At 41.0% G+C, this 19,493-nt stretch carries 19 protein-coding genes; 5 read left to right on the top strand and 14 right to left on the bottom strand.

What is annotated here, in order from left to right; translation table 11 throughout:
* Window positions 1–28: 28 nt before the first annotated feature.
* The 6 genes from HRT96_RS11060 to HRT96_RS11035 form a co-directional block, all read right to left on the bottom strand.
* Window positions 29–592 (bottom strand): PepSY domain-containing protein, encoded by a 564-nt coding sequence (locus HRT96_RS11060; RefSeq protein ID WP_293156298.1) that lies wholly within the window; start codon window positions 590–592, stop codon window positions 29–31.
* 375 nt (window positions 593–967) lie between these two features.
* Window positions 968–3,550 carry a M9 family metallopeptidase gene (locus HRT96_RS11055; RefSeq protein ID WP_293156295.1) on the bottom strand — a complete coding sequence of 861 codons (2,583 nt, stop codon included), beginning with the start codon at window positions 3,548–3,550 and terminating at the stop codon, window positions 968–970.
* Window positions 3,551–3,779: 229 nt separating this feature from the next.
* Window positions 3,780–5,198, bottom strand: a complete 1,419-nt coding sequence (gene moeB, locus HRT96_RS11050) for a molybdopterin-synthase adenylyltransferase MoeB (protein ID WP_293156292.1) — start codon at window positions 5,196–5,198, stop codon at window positions 3,780–3,782.
* Window position 5,199: 1 nt separating this feature from the next.
* Window positions 5,200–5,625, bottom strand: a complete 426-nt coding sequence (locus HRT96_RS11045; protein ID WP_293156459.1) for a M67 family metallopeptidase — start codon at window positions 5,623–5,625, stop codon at window positions 5,200–5,202.
* A complete protein-coding gene (locus tag HRT96_RS11040) occupies window positions 5,622–6,515 on the bottom strand; it encodes a PLP-dependent cysteine synthase family protein (RefSeq protein WP_293156289.1) in 894 nt (297 codons plus the stop codon). Before HRT96_RS11040 ends, HRT96_RS11045 begins: the two co-directional genes overlap by 4 nt.
* 331 nt (window positions 6,516–6,846) lie before the next feature.
* Complete coding sequence (locus tag HRT96_RS11035; RefSeq protein WP_293156286.1) at window positions 6,847–7,377, bottom strand: DUF6314 family protein; 531 nt, start codon at window positions 7,375–7,377, stop codon at window positions 6,847–6,849.
* Between the two features lie 174 nt (window positions 7,378–7,551).
* On the opposite strand from HRT96_RS11035, the gene bcp reads away from it, so the two are divergent.
* Together bcp and HRT96_RS11025 are read left to right on the top strand one after the other, a co-directional pair.
* Entirely contained in the window at window positions 7,552–8,061 is a 510-nt protein-coding gene (gene bcp, locus HRT96_RS11030) for a thioredoxin-dependent thiol peroxidase (RefSeq protein WP_293156283.1), read from the top strand.
* A 606-nt stretch (window positions 8,062–8,667) separates the two neighbouring features.
* Window positions 8,668–8,994 (top strand): hypothetical protein, encoded by a 327-nt coding sequence (locus tag HRT96_RS11025; protein WP_293156280.1) that lies wholly within the window; start codon window positions 8,668–8,670, stop codon window positions 8,992–8,994.
* A 266-nt stretch (window positions 8,995–9,260) separates the two neighbouring features.
* On the opposite strand, the gene HRT96_RS11020 is transcribed toward HRT96_RS11025, so the two are convergent.
* The 4 genes from HRT96_RS11020 to HRT96_RS11005 all read right to left on the bottom strand — a co-directional run bounded on the left by HRT96_RS11020 (window position 9,261) and on the right by HRT96_RS11005 (window position 11,904).
* Window positions 9,261–9,404 carry a hypothetical protein gene (locus HRT96_RS11020; protein WP_293156277.1) on the bottom strand — a complete coding sequence of 48 codons (144 nt, stop codon included), beginning with the start codon at window positions 9,402–9,404 and terminating at the stop codon, window positions 9,261–9,263.
* Between the two features lie 150 nt (window positions 9,405–9,554).
* Window positions 9,555–9,884 carry a hypothetical protein gene (locus tag HRT96_RS11015; protein ID WP_293156274.1) on the bottom strand — a complete coding sequence of 110 codons (330 nt, stop codon included), beginning with the start codon at window positions 9,882–9,884 and terminating at the stop codon, window positions 9,555–9,557.
* 143 nt (window positions 9,885–10,027) lie between these two features.
* Entirely contained in the window at window positions 10,028–10,300 is a 273-nt protein-coding gene (locus HRT96_RS11010) for a hypothetical protein (protein ID WP_293156271.1), read from the bottom strand.
* A gap of 167 nt (window positions 10,301–10,467) precedes the next feature.
* Complete coding sequence (locus HRT96_RS11005; RefSeq protein ID WP_293156269.1) at window positions 10,468–11,904, bottom strand: PLP-dependent aminotransferase family protein; 1,437 nt, start codon at window positions 11,902–11,904, stop codon at window positions 10,468–10,470.
* A gap of 220 nt (window positions 11,905–12,124) precedes the next feature.
* Here HRT96_RS11005 and phhA point away from each other — a divergent pair, with 220 nt between their 5' ends.
* Together phhA and HRT96_RS10995 are read left to right on the top strand one after the other, a co-directional pair.
* Entirely contained in the window at window positions 12,125–12,943 is an 819-nt protein-coding gene (gene phhA / locus HRT96_RS11000; RefSeq protein WP_293156266.1) for a phenylalanine 4-monooxygenase, read from the top strand.
* A gap of 55 nt (window positions 12,944–12,998) precedes the next feature.
* Window positions 12,999–13,340, top strand: coding sequence for a 4a-hydroxytetrahydrobiopterin dehydratase (locus tag HRT96_RS10995; RefSeq protein WP_293156263.1), 342 nt, complete (start codon window positions 12,999–13,001; stop codon window positions 13,338–13,340).
* A 141-nt stretch (window positions 13,341–13,481) separates the two neighbouring features.
* On the opposite strand, the gene HRT96_RS10990 is transcribed toward HRT96_RS10995, so the two are convergent.
* The 4 genes from HRT96_RS10990 to HRT96_RS10975 form a co-directional block, all read right to left on the bottom strand.
* The gene (locus tag HRT96_RS10990) at window positions 13,482–15,956 is read right to left on the bottom strand and encodes a VolA/Pla-1 family phospholipase (RefSeq protein ID WP_293156259.1); all 2,475 of its coding nucleotides are present in this window, start codon (window positions 15,954–15,956) and stop codon (window positions 13,482–13,484) included.
* Between the two features lie 336 nt (window positions 15,957–16,292).
* Window positions 16,293–17,360: an AI-2E family transporter gene (locus HRT96_RS10985; RefSeq protein ID WP_293156256.1), complete on the bottom strand. Its 1,068-nt coding sequence runs from the start codon at window positions 17,358–17,360 to the stop codon at window positions 16,293–16,295.
* Window positions 17,361–17,374: 14 nt separating this feature from the next.
* Window positions 17,375–17,632: a sulfurtransferase TusA family protein gene (locus HRT96_RS10980; protein WP_293156253.1), complete on the bottom strand. Its 258-nt coding sequence runs from the start codon at window positions 17,630–17,632 to the stop codon at window positions 17,375–17,377.
* A 230-nt stretch (window positions 17,633–17,862) separates the two neighbouring features.
* Window positions 17,863–18,837: a porin gene (locus HRT96_RS10975; protein ID WP_293156251.1), complete on the bottom strand. Its 975-nt coding sequence runs from the start codon at window positions 18,835–18,837 to the stop codon at window positions 17,863–17,865.
* A 216-nt stretch (window positions 18,838–19,053) separates the two neighbouring features.
* Here HRT96_RS10975 and HRT96_RS10970 point away from each other — a divergent pair, with 216 nt between their 5' ends.
* Window positions 19,054–19,440 (top strand): DUF423 domain-containing protein, encoded by a 387-nt coding sequence (locus tag HRT96_RS10970; protein WP_293156248.1) that lies wholly within the window; start codon window positions 19,054–19,056, stop codon window positions 19,438–19,440.
* Window positions 19,441–19,493 lie beyond the last annotated feature (53 nt).

The raw sequence follows: 19,493 nt of genomic DNA, 5'->3' as shown, positions 1-19,493 counted from the left end.
AATCTTTTATCTCAGCCTGTACAACTGCTTAATTAATCAATGAAGACAACCCCTGATCCGCATCCCTTAATTCCAATCTCTTACGGTTTTTGCGTCTTAAAATATAAGGCACTAAGAACATATATATCCCCGTTATCCACAGCATCAGTAACATCACTGCGGCAGGTAAAAATAACCATAATTTAGCATGTTCATGAAAAAATGAACCATCGTGTAACGATTCAATTAGATCTGAACGTCGATATTCGACTTGTAATATCTTACCGCTGATATTATCAATTTGAATTTCAATTTTGTTTTTAGCCTTTACTTTCACAATCCCTTTAGAAGGCCTAACATCTATCCGGCTTACGTTTTTCCAACCCTGAATCTCGGCTTCTGGCACTGTACTAGCGATATCCAAAATTTGTTGAAAAGATAATGTGGGTACTTTGCCCTCACCTTTCATGCTAGCGGGTTGAACCCAAGTAAATTCTTTTTTTACTTGCAGTAATAACCCACTAATAAGCACAACCAATATAGGCAACGCGATAATTGCAGCTCCCCAATAATGGGTTTTACGGTTGACTCGTTTCCAATTTACCTTTTTCATAACCGTTCCTTATTATCTGATTTAGGCTCAAAATGCCAAACAACAAGGAGTGTAATGATAAGCATTGCCATTTACAACAATGAGATATGTATTATGAAAGACTGGTAGATACCACAACTTAAAGAGCTAAATCTACATAATGGACATTTACCAAAACAAATAACCATTTATTTCAGTTTAAATGTAAATATCGACCACTACATGCTCTCAATACGAAATTTAGACCTGCTTATTTTATCCGCCAAAAAACTATTTCTTAAATCTGCCTAACCTTTAATTCCCAATTTATCATTCGTACGGCTAAACATATTCAAAATATGTGCAGACTCCTCTTCATTACGTCGAGGAGTCATAAACATAAAAACTCAGACTATGCTAATAGGTTGAAACCTTTACTCTAACATTACGGTATGCTTCCGCTGCATCTAAAGTAAGATATACCCAGCCTTTACTGGCATGTACTGTAATTTCTTCACGGTTACCACTATTGGTTGAGGATTGTTGATAGCTATCTTTTGATGCCCAAGAAGCATCATTATAATAAAGATTTACATCACCTTCACCGCCCTCAGTACTAAAGAATAACGTCGAATCATCTTCGACATAATAAGCAAAGTATTCTGGGTGTTCAGAGGTAACGCAAACCGCTTGGCCTGCCGTTAACGAACCGTCAGTGTCTTCGCTAGCGATGCAGCTGTTAACTGGTAGCTGAGGTTCAATGTTACTGACCATCAATTTTATATGAGAAAAATCAGGTTCTCCTTTGACCGTCAAGTATACCCAACCCGCAGACACATCCGCTCTGATCAGCTCATTATTCCCTTGCTGTACTGACGATAAAGTATAATTGGTATCAGTTGCCCATGAGCTGTCACTAAAATAAAGATCAGCATTGCCACTGCCACCCTGCGTAGAAAAATACAAGGTGCCAGCTTCTTCTACATAATAGTAATAATAAGCTAAATCAGTACCAGACAGACCACAGATAGGACTATTGAGACTTAAAACCCCATTCGCTTCTTCAGGAGTAATACACGCGCCGATGTTATTATTACCACCGCTATTATTACCACCGCTATTATTACCACCGCTATTATTACCACCGCTATTGTTGCCATTACCAAGTTCAGTCAACCAATAACTGAAATCAGCATTATAAATATCACCCATAGCTAACATATAACTGGCGTAGTTACTGAAGTTACCTTGACGTAATTCATTAAGAATATTGTTAACTTCCACAGCATGTTTTTCAAACATATAGCGGACGGCTAGATAACCACCACGGTAAATTCTTTCTTGACCACTTTTATAATTATTCATAAATAGATCATTTAGTTGATAATTATTATTCCTACCAACTTCAATCGCATCACTATTATCATCACCGTGCGATATATACTCAGCAAGACCTTCAATCCACCAAATAGTCGATTCTTTTGTTGAATCGTTAAAATTACCTTTGATATTGTATCGCCCATCAAGATAATGAACATACTCATGCTTAAGGTTCCAAACCTCAAAGCGATCTGTGATCCAATCCGCTTCATAGGCAATAAAACGCGCCTGATTATTAGGAGCAGAAGGCTCACCTTCCAAATACATGCCACCGTTATCAGTGCTAATCCCAAAAAAAGTGCCCGCGTACTGTTTATAATTAGCGGTATCATTGAAGATCACCACTTCCAGTGCCGAATTATGATCATCCGTCACTGGCTGATAACCCGTATTAAGTTTTGCGTGGAAGTAAATCTCTTCCTTCGCCATTTGTTCACATGACTGCTCCAGCTCATCCTGAGTCATAGACTGAGCACGGATCTGAATTGTCGGACTACATGTATAACTTATAGGAAGGACTTGTTGCTCCAATTGTTTTTTATAACCACAGATATTGTATTCTTCACAATTACTGTAATAGTCCACCATTTCTGCAGCGGCTAACCAGATACCGCTTCCGCGACCACTCATACTATTATTACGGAGTAATTCAAGTAAGTAAGGTTTTACCTTATTTTGTACTGAAGGTGCATAGTTAAGCATGCGCCCCAGCTCTTTAGCCGCATTATTGATTAAATACTCATGATCGGTGCCGATAAGATAGTCCTGCTTATCAATAAACACTTTGAGGGTATCGACAATACTATTATCTCTTGCAAGGTGTTCAGCAAAATCATCTGTCCATTGGCCCCGCCATAGGATAGTAAATACCGAGTTAATCGCCGCACTCATATTGCGTGAATCATTCCAGCTATTATCAAAACGCACCAGTATATCGTTCACAACATCAATAAAATCGGCATTGTGACCGGAACTGTCCACCAGCATTAATACTTCAGAAAGCACTTTACCGTGTTCATCTGTTACATCAGTAAAATGTTCATTTTTGAAAAATTCATCTAATGCGATCAAGGATGACTGTTTGATCGCATTAGAGTACTCACCTACAGCATCTCGTTGATAAAACTGGATATAATAACCGGCTCTTAAAAACAGTGCTAAATTAAGAATGTTATCACTGTTATTCCCCTTGTAGCGACGACTCGCTGAGCGGAAAGAATCTGTAATCGTGAGCATGTTGTTTTCATTAAAAATGTCGGCAGCATCAGCGCCCGTTACAGAAAACTGTTTATTAATACAGTCGCTAGAAACCCCAGTCACATAATCGGTCAAATTCCGGCCTGTTCGGCTGGTGAATTCAGTTACGGAACAACTTTCATTAATATTTGGTATTGCTGCATCCGACAACATAGTAAACCGCTCTAGGCGAGGATAGATTGTCAGTTCAGGCAATGTCATTGGGGGACGTTCGGTTACATCCTGCATCTGTGATAACTGTGGATGTTGATGTTGATGTTGATTATTGACCATAGATAATTGGCTTTTTGATGCTATACCATCTGCCTGAGCAAACCCGATAGCCATCAAGCTACCAGCAATTAGCAAGAAATGTTTTTTCATTACAAACTCCATTTATAACGCTGTTAATTGAAAACAAAAAACCACATAAACAAACTTATTCATTATTAATATATTGTTATTCAGTGATTTAACAGCATTAAAATACACCTCAAAGAGAGTGATTACCACTTTAGAGGTGCCAATATGATGGAGTTTTATAATTTTTTTCAATTTATGATAAGTGACAGGTAGTTTCATTGTAAATGGCGTGCATTATTACAGACTGTAACTAATAACGAATCAACTTATTATCGATGGCATCCACCCAAGCTAAAATACCACCAGTGAGATTAAAAACATGCTTATAACCCTGAGCAGTAAACTGTTGACACACTTTCGCAGAGCGCCCCCCTAACTTACAGTGAACCACCAGTACTTGCTCGGGTTTGAACTCCGCCATATGCGCATCGATCTGAGCCATAGGGATATGCTGGCTCTCCATTATCTTACAAATTTCGCGTTCATAAGGTTCTCTCACGTCGATTAAAACGAAGGGTTCTTTAACATCCAACCACTGTTTCAACGTCTGCGGGCTGATGTCCTGATAACTGCGCGGTTCGCTGCTGGTTGTAATACCACAAAATTGCTGATAATCGATCAATGCATGAATCGACGGATATTTACCACATAACGGGCAATCCGGGTTTTTCTCAATCTGCAGATATTCAAACTCCATTTGCAGCGCATCATATAGCAACAGCTTACCAGATAAGCTATCCCCCATTTTGGTCAGCATTTTAATCGCTTCGGTCGCCTGAATTGAAGCGATAATCGCCGGTAATACCCCAAGCACACCACCTTCGGCGCAAGAAGGCACTAACCCTGGCGGTGGCGGCGTTGGATAAAGACAACGATAACAGGGCCCTTGTTGATAGTTAAACACAGTTGCCTGACCGTCGAAGCGAAAAATACTGCCGTAAATATTCGGTTTATTCAGCAATACACAAGCATCATTCACCAGATAACGGGTGGGGAAATTATCGGTACCATCAATCACCAGATCATAAGGTTCAATCAACTGCATCGCATTGGCACTGGTCAGTAGCTCAGCATAACAACTGATTTTAATATAAGGATTAAGCTGACGCAGACGTGCCGCGGCACAATCGACTTTCGGCTTGCCGATATCATCGATGGTATACAAGACTTGCCGTTGCAAATTAGATTCATCGACAACGTCATTATCCACTATACCTAAATGGCCAACCCCCGCAGCAGCAAGATACAAACCCAACGGGCAACCTAATCCACCCGCGCCAATAATTAAAATACTGGCAGATTTTAGCGACTCTTGCCCTGCAATGCCCATTTCGGGCAACATGATATGGCGGCTATAACGACTCAACTCCAGCGCAGATAAACGGCTGTCACTACCACCCGCGATAGCCGGGACGATACGCAGTTCACTGCCTTGGTGTAAACGGGTATTTAATCCTTGCAGCTGGCGAATATCGACCTTGTCGTGAAATAGATTAACAAAATTACGCAGCTGTCCGCTGTCATCCATGACTTGTAATTTCAGATCTGGATACAGTATAAATAGCTGTTCAAGTGCCGTCGCAACACTGTCAGCTTCAACCTCTACGGCACTGCTATTATCGGTAAAACGTCGCAACGGAGATGGGATTTTTAGCGTTACTGTCATCATATTAATCTCCCGGATTAATAACTTCCTGATGGAATTCACTGCGATCATCGCTCAATTGCCACGACCGATAACTGCGCACGCGACCCGCAAACACCGCAATAATGATGTAACTGAGCCCAGGCCAGGCATGCAACCGGTCAAATTCAGAGGGCTGGTCGGGATGATCAGGGTGAGAATGGACAATACTAATGATGCTTTGCCCGTTGGCATCAGCCGTATCTTCGGCTAGTTGATAAGCCATGGGATCAATAAGAAAACGGCGCTGTTGATTGTGGCCGTAATCATTGTCACAGGGGATATAATAATCGCCCTTAGCCACGCCAGCTGCGTATGAACCAATAATAAAACCACAGCTCTCATTGGGAAAACAAGATTCTGCCTGATCCAGCATCGCTGACTTGATCGCATCATTAATTTCAATCGTCATGATTGCCACAGCCCCGTACTGAAATAACGCTCACCACTGTCACACATTAAAGTGGTCACCACCCCTTCTGACAATTCCGCCATTAATTTGCAGCTGCCCGCAAGGTACGCCCCCGACGATTGCCCGACAAAATAACCTCGACGAGCCATAGTAAGACACATGCTTTTTGCTTCATCCGCGCTCACATCAAGCCAACGATCAACCAAAGAGCCGTCAAAAATTTTCGGTAAGATATCTTCTTTTTCGCCCAAGGGTTTTAGGCCTTCGATACCCGGCCAACGCTCGGGGCGAATGCCCACGATGACAACCGCCGGATATTTGGCTTTTAGTCGCCTCGCGATGCCCGTTAATGAGCCGCCAGTGCCAACACCACAGACAAAATGGGTAATGGGCCCTGATACCTGTGCGATGAGCTCTGCAGCGGTGCCGTGGTAATGCGCAAGCACATTGGCTTGATTACTGTATTGGTCAGCAAAGAAGTATTTATCTGGTGAGTTGGCATATAATTCATGCACATGACGAATGGCTTGATCGTAACCTTCTAACGCATCGGTCTCGACCAGCTGCGCACCATGGGCTCGCAGACGCATTTTTCTTTCATTGCTGGCATTGTCGGGGATCACGATGTTGACCGCATAGCCGAGCGCTGCGCCAATCATGCTGTAAGAAATACCGGCATTACCGCTACTGGAATCGAGAATTATTTTACCTGGTTGTAGCAGCCCGTCTTCAATACCGCGCGTTAGGATCAGTTTTACCGAGCGGTCTTTAAGTGAACCGCCGGGGTTCATCCACTCGGCTTTGGCAAACAAGCTGATACGCTCAGGCTGTGGGCTCAGAAAGCTCAGATTAATTAACGGCGTATTACCAATTAAATCTAGCAGTTCCATGGCGTTCTCAAATAACGTATTTAACGTCAAAGTTATCGATGCAAAATAGTGTTTATAAGTAGGAGAAAGTATAGTTGACGATAGACCTAAGAACAAAGAACGCGCGAATCCCCCTTATACCCAAGCGACTTCAAGATGCACAATCAGCAAACCGAAAGAAGCGTATATTCAAGGCATGAAGTCGAGGATTTAGTTATTCTAAATCAAGACTTCATAACGCCGAAGATGCCTTCGTTCGTTTTGCCCTGCGGGAGGCGAGCAGGAATAACAGCACCGCGTTGCAATATTTGAAAATGGAATAACCATTATCTACATATTGCGCCTTGTTCTGTTATCCCTGCTCGTCTCTGATATAGCATCTTGAAGTAGCTTGGGTATATACCGAATAAATATAATCTAAGACTTCACACTTCTTAGGCCCCTGGATGCGCCACTGCATAACCAGACTGTCGGCGTGTAATAAAAATGAGGCATCATAATTATCTGCCGCACATTGATGTGATTGACGCGTAACCAATTCACCCTGGCCATTTTCAATAATATCAAACAAAAATACCGGTTTATCCCAACCAAAGCGTAAATGGGTTAAACGAATATAATCGCCTTCGAACTGCCACAAATATTGGTTATGCATCGACACTTTACGATCTGCTGTCACGTAATAATCGCCACGCTCGATAGTTTCGATAATCGCGCCGGATCCAGGTTCGTCCGTTTTCATATCATAAGTACTGGCACGGCGTTTAATTAAGCCCTGTCCTTCACCCCGCCAACCGGTGACAGAGTCATTGTCGGCATTGACCTTGAAACTAAATCTGTTCAAGCGATTCAGTAGGGTCCACAAGTTAGTCAATGTTTGCACTGTGCTCTCCTTAAATACTATTTATCACTGTTTATCAACATTTTACTCATGTTTTATCCATGTGCTGAGTCCATTAATGCCTATTCGTAATAGTCCTTGTCGAGATGGAAAAACTCCCGCACAATAGTCTCATACGATTTATTCATAATCTGTTAATAGTTAGGACTCATATTCATGCAAACTTTAAAGTCTGGTGATAAAGCACCATCGTTTACTCTGCTCAATCAACATAATGAAAGCATTTCTCTTGATTCATTCGCAGGCAAAAAAGTCTTAGCTTATTTCTACCCAAAAGCAATGACGCCGGGTTGTACAACACAAGCGCAAAAACTACGTGATAATATCACAGCATTAACTGAGTTAAATGTAGTCGTAGTTGGCATCAGCCCAGATGAAGTTGAGCGCCTAACTAAATTCAGCGACCGTGATGAATTAAACTTTAGCCTACTGTCAGACCCTGACCATGCAGTCGCAGACGGATTCGGCGTCTGGGGCCTTAAAAAATTCATGGGTAAGGAATTTGATGGTATCCACCGTCTGTCTTTCTTAATCGATGAACTCGGTACTATTGAACACGTATTCACTTCAGCATCGCTTAAAGCAGTGCCGTTAGAAGGCGAATACAGCAAGTTTAAGACTAAAGAACATCACCAAGTAGTATTGGATTATTTAGCAGCTAAATAAGCGGTTAATTAGTTTTTATAAATTAGAAGAATAACAATACAAAGCCAATGACATTTGAGTATTTAATTATTCAAGGTTGTTGGCTTTTTTCGTTGTAAAAAAATGATTAGAGCCGGGGGGAGTTGAAACTCAGTTGACCACTGTATATACAACCATATTTTAATTACCTATCTTGACGTTATTATCCAATCAGCTACTTATTCTACATATTTCACCTATTCTACCTATTTTACCTATTTTACCTATTTTACCTATTTTACCTATTTTACCTATTTTACGCCGCCATTTTTAATCAAAAACTATGGTTTTATACAGTGTTATTTGTTTATTTCTCCGTTGAGTCACAGTTTGTCAGGAAATAGTCTTTTTTTTCCTTGCTCTAAATTAAAATGCTAATAGAATCAGCCGTATATTTGTCATTGTTAATAATTAACAGGACTTAAAAAATAAATAACAGGACAGCACACTTTCTCTGAATCGGTTTTAATGTCAGATTGTAATTTTATTTTATTTTTCATTTAATTCGTTGCTGTTGACTAAAGTGAACAGATTTGAGGGAGCGAGACGTCCTGCTATATAAATGTTAGCTTTATCCATGGGGTTTATATGAAGCGAATCTTACAAGTAATATTAATATCTGCATTTATAAATGGCTGTGTAAAACTTCCACCTGCTGAAAGAGCTGCATCTTGGGATGATTGGGAGCTATGTCAGCGATTAGCTGATTATGTATTTAAAGGTAATTCTCAGTGGCTTTGGTACTCGGTTGAAGAGATGTCCAATAGAGAGCTACAAAGAGACTCTAAATGTAAAACCGTATATGACTCTAGAATGAGTGCATTAGATCGAAAATCAAACAAAGATCGAATTTCAGTAACTTTCTCCGATGCAATGAATGGAAAATCTGATTTTGATTCGACCGTTAAAGAATAAAGCTAACAAGTGTTTTCAAGTCGGCAAAATAACAGTTGGCCATCGCTTCGCGATTATAGACAACCATTATTTTTCGCTTAAAACGGCGTTAACATGTCGCCATTCTGCCGCCATTATTTTTCTTTTGATGTAGCCTAGATTGCTGATTATTAGCCTCTTTCCCCACTGGGGGCAAAGGGGTTCTAGACCCCCGTTAGCAGATGATGAACTTCTTACATAAAATTCGTAACACGCAGTGGTGCTTCACGTCTTAATGTGTAGCCCAATTAGCTCTGCCACTGCAGTTCTTTGGCCTTCTTAATATACATTTCCATTTGGATCACCAGCTGTTCAATTTCTTGTTGCCCATTTTCAGATTCTGCTAATTTATTTTCAAAATCACAAAGCATCAACTTGATGGCCTTTACCATTTTTAACCTCACTATGTCACCCGCAAACAACGCGAATGAGAATTATTGGAATAATGCTGTATACCTCATTAGATTTCAATGCTTTATTTTAATTTCGAGATACCGAGATATAAAATACAGATAAGATTAAAAGCTAAGACAAGGGGGGTTCTAGACCCCAGCCCAATTAAATACGTATACCTGGATAGGATGAAACAATGCCATTAATGGCGCTATTTTCAAGCTATAAAATACATCTTTTTTGTATTTTTCTAAATTCAGCGAACCAAAATAAAATACCGCTATCGCCAATATATCAAATATAACTATCACGCCGAATATTAGAGAGTAAGTGTATGTTACGTTTAAAATAATCACGACAAGAAGGTAAGATAAAAATAATCTAAACATGAGTGAATGACGATCTAAACCGTTCGGCGATATTTTACGTAACGCAAAATAATGAATGATAAATAAACTCAATAAAATAATATTATTCATGAGTTAAAATTTTTATGCGTACAAGCGAAACGTATGGCGTCATTATAAAAAACCACAAATGCGAATAAGAATTAATATAATAAATTATCGTCTGGATCTCAATGTAAACATCAATTTTCCACTATATATATTATTAAAAAGGTCTAATTAACCAAGCCATTACGCTTTAAACCACGTCGAACATTTTTACACAATTTACCAACGCGGTTTAATTCATCAAAAGTCGGCGCAGTACCCTGCTTAACTTGGTCTTCCCAATAACAAAGTTCAGAATCAACTAATTCTAATAACTTCTTCGGACAACCTTCACACGAATCACCACAAATACTCGATTCCGGTGCGTAGAACGGAAACACGCCGCGCACTTCTGTAATTAAATTAGTCATAGCAGTAGATAGATTAGGTTTTTGACTCATAATTTTCACTCATAAAGAGACCATCTAAACACGACAAGAAAAGCATCACTTAAGAATGGGATAGATCTGGAGGCGGGATTATACCGCCCTACCCGCCAATAAAAATTGATATTAGTCATGGCGAGGTGAGAAATTTAGCCGCCGCTATTTACCTAAGATATCTACAGCTATTTACCCAAAATTGCATGGGCGATATCTGCCAGTGTTTTAATACTGCCCTGCATATCAATCTTAGGGTCGCAAGCACAGTTAATACGGATACAGTGGTCAAACTTATTCGTGGCACTGCTGAGTTGCCCCGGAATAATCCCAATGCCCATCTCAATCGCTTTAAGGTGCAGTTGGTGTCCATCTATCCCCTTAGGTAATACTACCCACAGAATACAGCCGCCTTGCGGATTAGATACCTGCGTGCCTTCGGGGAAATATTGGTGAATAAAGGATTGGATTTGATATAGCTGTTTGGCGATTTTCGCCGTCAATTGGCGAACATGGCGCTCATACTTACCACTGTTATAAAACTGCGCCACGACAATCTGCGAAAATTGCGGTGCGCTGATATTGGTAAAGGTTTTAAAATAAGAAACTTCTTTGTAGTACGCACCGGGCGCGATCCAGCCGACCCGTAATCCAGAGGCGATGGTTTTCGATACCGACGAGCAATACAGCACCATGCCTTTTTTATCGAATGCCTTGCAGGGTTTTAAACGTGAGCCATCAAACGATAAATCACCTAACAAGTCATCTTCGATTAACGGGATATCGTTAGCCGATAATAACGCCACCAGCTGTTTACGGTTTACTTCCGGCATACACGAGCCCAATGGATTGCTGTAACTCGGTACCACTAATACCGCCGATATCTGCCACTGCTCTAACGCTAACTCCAAAGCTTCGAGGCTCATGCCAGTGACCGGATGGCAAGGTATCTCCAGCGCTTTATAGCCTAATGATTCAATTAATTGCAATGAACCAACAAATCCCGGCGACTCCAAAGCAATGGTCGCGCCTGGTTTTGCTACCGCACGTAAACACACCGACAGTGCCTCTAAACAACCATTGGTAACAATGACATCATCTGATGACACCTGACAACCCGATTCATTCATACGCTTAGCTAATGCATCACGTAATACCGCATTACCGGCAGAAAACTGCACTTCGACAATATCCGCCATGTGATGTTTAATCACTTGATTGGCTATTTTTTGTAATGCCGGCGTCGGCATAAAATCACTCGACGGATACGAGGTACCCATATTAACAATATCCGGCTCACCGCACTGATGAAATATCTGACTGGCCAATTCGTGGATCTTCACCGACTTGGGTTTCATGGCGATACTCGGCAGCTCAATCGCCACGTCAGTACGGGTATTAAAACACACGTAAAAACCCGATTTTGGTCGTGCTTCAATAAGGCCGACGATCTCAAGTTCTTCAACCGCTCTTTGAATTGTGGCAATGCTTACTTTGCGCTTTACCGACAAGGTTCTAAGCGAGGGTAATTTATCACCCGGTAAATACACCCCCTGAGTTATAAGGTCGCGTAGATCGTCAGCTATTTGCTGATATAACAATACTTTAGTCATTACTCTCGTCATTGATGTTGGCTACTTTTATAATTTCATGTTGAAACGTTATTTTGACGCATTACATAGTTGATACGGCATAAACCAGTACAGTTTATACAATTACTCACCAGTACAGTAACAGATTCCTATAACTGTACTGGTTTATTTATCATTTTCCTGAATCTGTAATGTACATCGAATTAAGGTTAATCTAAATATCAATTGAATAACACAGCGGTAGGAAATAATAATGAACTCATCTTTAGCAATTGACCCGACACCAAAATATGTTTCACACCAGCCAGACCAACACGGGTACATCAATTATAGCGATGAGGAACACAATACTTGGGCGACACTCTACAACCGTCAAACCGAGATTATTAAAGGCCGTGCTTGTGATGAATTTATTGCCGGTATCGAACTGCTACAAATGGGCGCCGACCGTATTCCGCAGCTGCCGGATATCAATCGTAAATTAAAAAAATTAACCGGTTGGCAAGTCGAGAACGTGCCTGCTTTAATTGGTTTTGAACGATTTTTTGAATTGCTGGCGACCAAACGTTTTCCGGCAGCTACTTTCATTCGCACCAAAGCAGACATAGACTACATTCAAGAGCCGGATATTTTTCATGAATTGTTTGGTCACTGCCCACTGCTGACCAATCAGGCTTACGCAGATTTTTCTCAGCATTACGGTGTATTGGGGTTAAAGGCCGACAAAGCCGATCGTCCTATGCTGGCACGTTTATACTGGTTCACTATTGAGTTTGGTTTAATGCAAAGTCAGCAAGGTTTGAAGATCTTTGGTGGTGGTATTCTGTCGTCGAAACAAGAAACCTGCTACAGCTTAGACAGCGATATTCCCAATCGCCAGCCACTGCAAGTGATAGAAGCATTTCGCACTCATTACCGTATTGATGAGTTACAAAAGAATTACTTTGTAATTAACCAGCTATCCGACTTACAACAGTTAATTAAGCTAGATTTAATTAGCTTAATTAAAGAAGCCAAAAAATTAGGCATGAAACCATCGGCTTATGCACCAAAAGAAGATGCAGCTTGTTAGACAGAACCTGTATTTAACCCTTTTATTTTAATAATAATAGAAAAGAGTAATCATCATGACAGAATTAAATTTACAAAGTTGCCAAGCATGTCGCGCCGATGCCCCACAAGTCAGCGATGCTGAATTAGCCGTATTAGTGAATCAAATCCCAGATTGGACGGTGGAAGTACGTGACCACATCATGCAATTAGAACGCGAGTTTAAGTTTAAAAACTTTAAACAAGCGATCGCATTTACCAATCGAGTGGCGGATATGGCAGAAGTTGAAGGCCATCACCCTGCACTATTAACAGAATGGGGCAAAGTAACGATCACCTGGTGGTCGCACAGTATTAAAGGCTTACATAAGAATGATTTTGTGTGCGCGGCTAAAACCGACACATTACTGGTTGAATAAAAAAAAGGCGCTAATCATGACCTCACAGTCATAATTAGCGCCTACGTGACTCGCGGATAAACAGCCTATTCATTTATCCATAATCTTAAAAGTGACAGCTGGCATTTTTGTCATATCTTAAATACCGCCTCACCAATAAGATTACATCACAGGTGCAATCACGGTGTTATTACCAATAACTACAGTTGCGGGACCAGCAGAGGCTGTAACGGCATAACTGACTAACTGAGTTTGCATCTCCACCGTCACATCCATGCTTGCTGCAGGACTAATCAAAGAGCCATGACTACCTTGATTAAAGCGTACTGCATAACTGCCCACTGCAGTGGTATCTGTACCTTCTAATCCAAGTGTGGCGATTAATGCCTCAGTCCCCACTAACGGTTTATTAGCGACGGTATTTGGAATGGTTTGATCGCCCGAACCTTCACTGCCGTCACCCACTACTTCATGTAATATGGTTGGAACAGTAAAAGCACCAAGTGTGGCATAACTTAACGGGTCAGTACCATCAACAACAGTCTGTGCTATCGAACCAAAAACCTCAGCAAAAGCCGGGTAGTTCACATCGATCGCCTGCTTTGCAGCCACTGGCTCAGCAATTTCATAAGCGGCAAATTTTTCTAATGCTGTACTACTGTCTGTATCTTTAAAACCTAACCCTGCAGCGATGAGTCCAACATAACCTGCATTAGTTTTCAACCCTGCTTCTACCAAAGGACCAAAGCTTGGTGAATATTGGAATATTCCCGCTAAACCCGCACCTGGTACGTTTAACGCTGAACTTTTTAAGGCATAAGTACCATTAACACCTGCTAATGCAGTGAACGGAACACCCACAATCGAACCTAACGACTGACCAGCAAAGTGAACCTTAGAACCATCAAGCTGGCTAGGTGCAGTAGCTGCTTGTAACGTTGCCCGTAAAGCAAATAAATCTGCAGTGGCTTGACGTAAGTTTTCACGGATACTCAAGAAGCTGCCCAAGTTAGCAAACACTTGTGCGTCCGCATTTGCATAAGGTGCTGCGGATTTAAAGCTGTCACTGGCACTCAGTCCATAGACACCATCACCATTCTTTAATAAACCACGACTGCCATGATAAGGTAAATCAATCGCCACTACTGCAAAACCTGCCGCAGCGTAACTCGGCGCTATTGCAGCTGCAGTTTCTTTTAATGTCGTAATACCATGTTGGAAAATTACCACAGGCCAGCCATCTGCAGGCATAGTTAAGCCTGTTAAGCCTTCATCAGGTAAATACACATCTACCTCTAAGGTTGCTGTACTTAAGGCTGCGGGAATCGCGTTATACGCCGTGAGATGTCGCGCTAGATCCACCTTTTTTTCACCACCATCCTGATAAGTTAAACCCGTTAAACCGGACTTTTCTAGCATTCCAAGGGCCAAATCAGGATCGCCACCAGGAGCTGCAGCAGCAGCAAGAGCAGCAACAAAATCGACTAAATCAAAGTCTGGATTTATATCAGGGTCCGTTGCTATCGCTTGTCCCGCTTGAGCCCAGAAGCTGGTTGGACTAACTTGACTAGCAAAGTCTGCGTTTGATTTGAGTAACTGTAATATTGCAATTGGACTATCGGATTTCGCTTGTGCCCAGCGATTCATATCTGCCGCAGTCTGGACTAAGGGAGCAAGATCAGACAGATAATAAGGTGCATTGATGGTTGTCTTATAATACTTCGCAGCTTTAAAACTGTCGGTACTGTCACCTAAGTAAACGTCAGCAATATTTTCCGCGGTAGCGCCAGTATCGAACAATGCTTCCATTTTTAGTGTGCCATCGACAGTCGCCAATTCATCATAAATTTCCTTCAACTTAGTCAACACGTTACCAACCGATTGCGTGGTAAACACCGCAGAGTAAATCGGCGTATCAGTCATGCCTTCGCCAACAAGCAAGTCATGATTAATTTTAGTCAGTGTTTTTAAGCCAATCACTGTAGCACTATCATCAACAGTGATTGGAGAACTTAATAGCTGATAGCCAGCACTGGTCGCTACTGTGCGCCCTTGCACATCTTTAAGTTGATCGGTAACCACTACCATATAAGATGTTGCTGGCGAGAACGGTTTTAGTGGTGTGACTACGATAGCTCCGTTTGAAAATGTCGCGGTATAGTCGGTATCAAAGAGTAATTTCCCTTCAATATTGCAGGTTACTCCAGCGGGAACACCACCACAATTACCGGCGAATCCACTCGCGTTAACTTTATATATCAGCACGCCTTCAGCCATGCTGTTCACGTCTAATTTAATATCATTAATCGCATGATAACTGGCATTTTTGTCGCCATATACAAGTGGAATACTAAACGGTACAGATAACTGCCAGCCGTCCAATGCGCCCTGCACTAAGCTAATATTTTGATAGTCTTTAACTTCAGTAATACCGGCTTCGTCAGGTAAGTTAATCGTGCCATCAAGGCTGCCACTAAACAATAAATTATTCGGCGTTGAAACATTACCCACTAGTGGGTTATAGCTAATTTTGGCCGTTCTTGCTTCGATCTTATTAAAATCAGAATCACTATCACAGCCCACTAAGGTGAGGGCGGTAGAAATAGTAATAGCCGTTGCTATAATGGACAAACGCATACTGTTAAATTCCTTTCTATTAGTTTTCTACTTAAGAAAATCTCAAGTATGTGACACGTTGTTACAGTAATACAAAAACATTAATTACGCAAACGTCACTCATTTGTGAAGCCGCGCAAACTTAGGTTACAATCCAGCAAGGTAATCGTTGGGAATCTGTGGGATTACGCGCGTATTAAGCCACGATATTGTGAGGTAAATACTAAGAGTAGAATATATTAAGGTGTGAGTGCTAGTGGCAAAAAATTAAAAAACAGCCCAGTTACCGAACGTTAATAACGAGGAAACACAGGCTGTTTTATGAAATCAAAAATCAACACAGAAATTACAGTTTAATTAAACGTCAACTGGTGTATCTCCGCGTTTAGGCCAAGCATTCAATACAGCTTTCACTAAAGTTGCTAATGGGATAGCGAAGAACACGCCCCAGAAACCCCACAGGCCACCAAACACTAATACCGACATAATGATCGCAACGGGGTGTAAGTTTACCGCTTCCGAGAATAATAGCGGTACTAATAAATTACCATCGAGTGCTTGTACGATACCGTAAGCCACCATCATATAAGTGAATTCTGGCGTTAGTCCCCACTGGAATAAACCTACAACCATCACAGGGACAGTCACTGCCGCCGCGCCAATGTAAGGAATTAATACCGAGAAACCCACCAATACCGCCAGCAGTGCTGCATATTGTAAATCAGTAAAGAAGAACACTAACCAAGTACAAAAACCAACAATGATAATTTCAAATACTTTACCGCGAATATAATTGGCAATTTGACCATTCATTTCGGTCCATACTTCCATCGCCAGACGACGATTCTGCGGCAAAATACTCACTAAGGCTTTGACCAGAATAGTCTTGTCTTTCAGCATAAAAAACACTAATAACGGCACTAAAATTGAATAAATCAGGATCGCAGCAATATCAAATAAAGACGAAAAAGAAGCACTTAATATCATCTCACCAGACTTAACCACATGATCTTGCACTGCCAGCGAGGCTGTTTTAATCAACTCGGCATTAAAAATATCCGGGTTTTCTTGTGGTAACATCAGCAAGAATTCTTGACCTTGCTTAAGCATAGTAGGCATTGCTTTAACCAGTGTTACCCCTTGATGCCAGACGGTCGGTATTAACCCTAACGTCAGCATCACCATCATGGTGACAAACAGCAGTAAAATAATCACTGTTGCCCAGGTTCTAGACAACCCTAAACGCATTAGTCGTATTAATGGCCAATCCAGTAAATAAGCCAATACGATAGCCACTAAGAACGGTGTAATTAGGCTACCAGCGAAATAAATAACCGAAAAGCCGAATACTAATAGTAAGAATAAAGTGACTGCATGTGGGTCAGAAAAACGTTCCTGATACCAACGAGATACGACAGAGATCATAAATTGTGATTGCCTTAAGATTGAGTTTTTAGCTGGGTGAGAGATAAGTGCTGCGTTAGCTTAGTGACCTTAATACGTAACATTAATGGACTATTTTCTAATTCAACAACTGCTTGACCAAGACTGATTAAAAATTTAGGTATATCTTGACGAGAACCAGGATCGGTCAGTAATACGATAGTGTCGGTGCCGAGCTCAACTTGCTTTAACCATAGTTTTACTTTTATCAATGGTAAAGGACAAATGAAGGTTCTAAGGTCTAATTGCTGCATTGTATTTATCCGACTTGTTAAGCTAAGAGGCTAAATCAAATGCCCGACGAGAAATTTCGAGTCATTATCAACTGTTTTCAAGCGATACACAACTAGGTTACGGTTTGAATATGAAGTAGATAGATAACTGCATACAAAAAAGCGGTTAACCCGAAGATTAACCACTTTTACACATTCAATTATATTCATTTTTCGACGCTAATTTAACGCCGCGATAACTAATCTAACAATTAAAAGCTGTAACGTGCCGCGAGGTGGAAATCGTCATCCATACCGTCAACACCGTTGATGCGGTATTCTGCAACCGACCGTAGGCTCTTGTTAAAGTCATAACGCACACCAAATACTAACTCATCAACTTTGTCTGTTGTTACTGATGTTGTGTTGTCTTCAAGTTCTTGGGCGCTATACAATACTTGTGCACGTAGTTGCTTGCTGATCTTGTATTCTACTGTTAATTCATAGGCCGTGTGGTCGGTATTTTGAGCTGCAAACTCTGAACCTTGTGCAAATGTTGCCGCCACTTTCACCGGACCTGTTTTGTAACTCGCACCAAGTAAGAAAATTGATGCATCATAGTCATCAGTCGGTGAACTGCCATTAAAACCAGCCGCTAGTGTTAAACAAAAATCAAGCTCATATGCCGCTGCTAAACCATAAGCTGCATCACTTTCTGCATCACTTTGGGCATCGTCAAGACGGTATGAAGCATCGAGCTGCAAAGCGCCAAATTTGTTGCTGTATTTTAATAAGCTGTTATCACGACCAGTGCCATCGTGGTCTTTACCTACCCCAAGATTGCCACCGTATGCATTGGTATAAGCTGTATCAGTAATGTCTGACACTAAAGAAACCGCACCATATTGACGGCCAAAGCTGAATGCGCCAACATCACTGTCAAGACCAACATACGCTAAACGGGTTTTGGTTTTGTCTTGTTTCTCACCGTCAGCGAGATCCCACTGTAGTTCATAACGAGCAAATACCGATAGTGACTCAGAGATGTCTGATTTTAATTTGGCGCCAATACGAATGTAAGTATCATTACCATAGTTAGCATTTTTATCTTCACCGCTAAAGTCATGTCCTGCATAAGCACGGCCATATACGTTAACAGATTGGTTATCATCATTATAAACTTCAACCGCGCCAACCGTTGAGGCGAATAGACTTGGTAATACCAGTGCAAGTAGTGATTTTTTCATTTTAGATTCCATTGTGTTAACAAATATAAAAAATAAGTAGTTAAGTAGTTGAGTAGTTGCTTTAATTGGAATCAATACTAAAGGTGAAATATGACAAAGATGTGTGATAAATATGAACAAAAAATGTAAGATAAATGACAACTTTATGAAGTATTACAACAAACTAAGTCTTTCGACTGATTTATTTCTAGTTATTAAAGGTAAGGTAACCACACCATGCAGCACAACAAACTCAAGTATTTCCTGATCATCTGTTCCATTTTAATGTTTACCAATATTCTCGTGGGCACGTTAGGTGCACATTTATGGCATTCCCAGCTGGTATTACATAACGGGGTTGCTAACTTTGCGACGGCGCGAGACTACTTATTTATTCATACGTTAAGTGTGTTGTTTTTGGCTTTATTAGATAATAAATTTGCTGAAGGACGTTTTAACTGGGTCGCAGGTCTACAATTGGTGAGTATTATTACTTTCAGTGGCTCTTTGATACTTTATGCATTAACTGGTGAAAAATGGTTAAGCAACATCACGCCCTTCGGTGGCAGCGGTCTGATGTTGTCGTGGTTATTATTAGTTTGGCGTGCTTGCAAGATTAAATAATACTAGCGTTTAAATTACACTTTTCGATGTTATAAAAAACACCGGTACTCACT

Source organism: Moritella sp., assembly GCF_013215705.1.
Classification (GTDB): Bacteria; Pseudomonadota; Gammaproteobacteria; order Enterobacterales; family Moritellaceae; genus Moritella.
The sequence above is the reverse complement of the archived record's forward strand: the minus strand, read 5'-3'. Positions and strand labels throughout refer to the sequence as shown.

Bases quoted from the DNA above. Each gene is read 5' to 3' on its own strand.
- HRT96_RS11060 (WP_293156298.1), bottom strand. From the start codon at position 592: ATGAAAAAGGTAAATTGGAAACGAGTCAACCGTAAAACCCATTATTGG.
- HRT96_RS11055 (WP_293156295.1), bottom strand. From the start codon at position 3,550: ATGAAAAAACATTTCTTGCTAATTGCTGGTAGCTTGATGGCTATCGGG.
- moeB (WP_293156292.1), bottom strand. From the start codon at position 5,198: ATGATGACAGTAACGCTAAAAATCCCATCTCCGTTGCGACGTTTTACC.
- HRT96_RS11045 (WP_293156459.1), bottom strand. From the start codon at position 5,625: ATGACGATTGAAATTAATGATGCGATCAAGTCAGCGATGCTGGATCAG.
- HRT96_RS11040 (WP_293156289.1), bottom strand. From the start codon at position 6,515: ATGGAACTGCTAGATTTAATTGGTAATACGCCGTTAATTAATCTGAGC.
- bcp (WP_293156283.1), top strand. From the start codon at position 7,552: ATGCAAACTTTAAAGTCTGGTGATAAAGCACCATCGTTTACTCTGCTC.
- HRT96_RS11025 (WP_293156280.1), top strand. From the start codon at position 8,668: ATGAAGCGAATCTTACAAGTAATATTAATATCTGCATTTATAAATGGC.
- HRT96_RS11020 (WP_293156277.1), bottom strand. From the start codon at position 9,404: ATGGTAAAGGCCATCAAGTTGATGCTTTGTGATTTTGAAAATAAATTA.
- HRT96_RS11015 (WP_293156274.1), bottom strand. From the start codon at position 9,884: ATGAATAATATTATTTTATTGAGTTTATTTATCATTCATTATTTTGCG.
- HRT96_RS11010 (WP_293156271.1), bottom strand. From the start codon at position 10,300: ATGAGTCAAAAACCTAATCTATCTACTGCTATGACTAATTTAATTACA.
- HRT96_RS11005 (WP_293156269.1), bottom strand. From the start codon at position 11,904: ATGACGAGAGTAATGACTAAAGTATTGTTATATCAGCAAATAGCTGAC.
- phhA (WP_293156266.1), top strand. From the start codon at position 12,125: ATGAACTCATCTTTAGCAATTGACCCGACACCAAAATATGTTTCACAC.
- HRT96_RS10995 (WP_293156263.1), top strand. From the start codon at position 12,999: ATGACAGAATTAAATTTACAAAGTTGCCAAGCATGTCGCGCCGATGCC.
- HRT96_RS10990 (WP_293156259.1), bottom strand. From the start codon at position 15,956: ATGCGTTTGTCCATTATAGCAACGGCTATTACTATTTCTACCGCCCTC.
- HRT96_RS10985 (WP_293156256.1), bottom strand. From the start codon at position 17,360: ATGATCTCTGTCGTATCTCGTTGGTATCAGGAACGTTTTTCTGACCCA.
- HRT96_RS10980 (WP_293156253.1), bottom strand. From the start codon at position 17,632: ATGCAGCAATTAGACCTTAGAACCTTCATTTGTCCTTTACCATTGATA.
- HRT96_RS10975 (WP_293156251.1), bottom strand. From the start codon at position 18,837: ATGAAAAAATCACTACTTGCACTGGTATTACCAAGTCTATTCGCCTCA.
- HRT96_RS10970 (WP_293156248.1), top strand. From the start codon at position 19,054: ATGCAGCACAACAAACTCAAGTATTTCCTGATCATCTGTTCCATTTTA.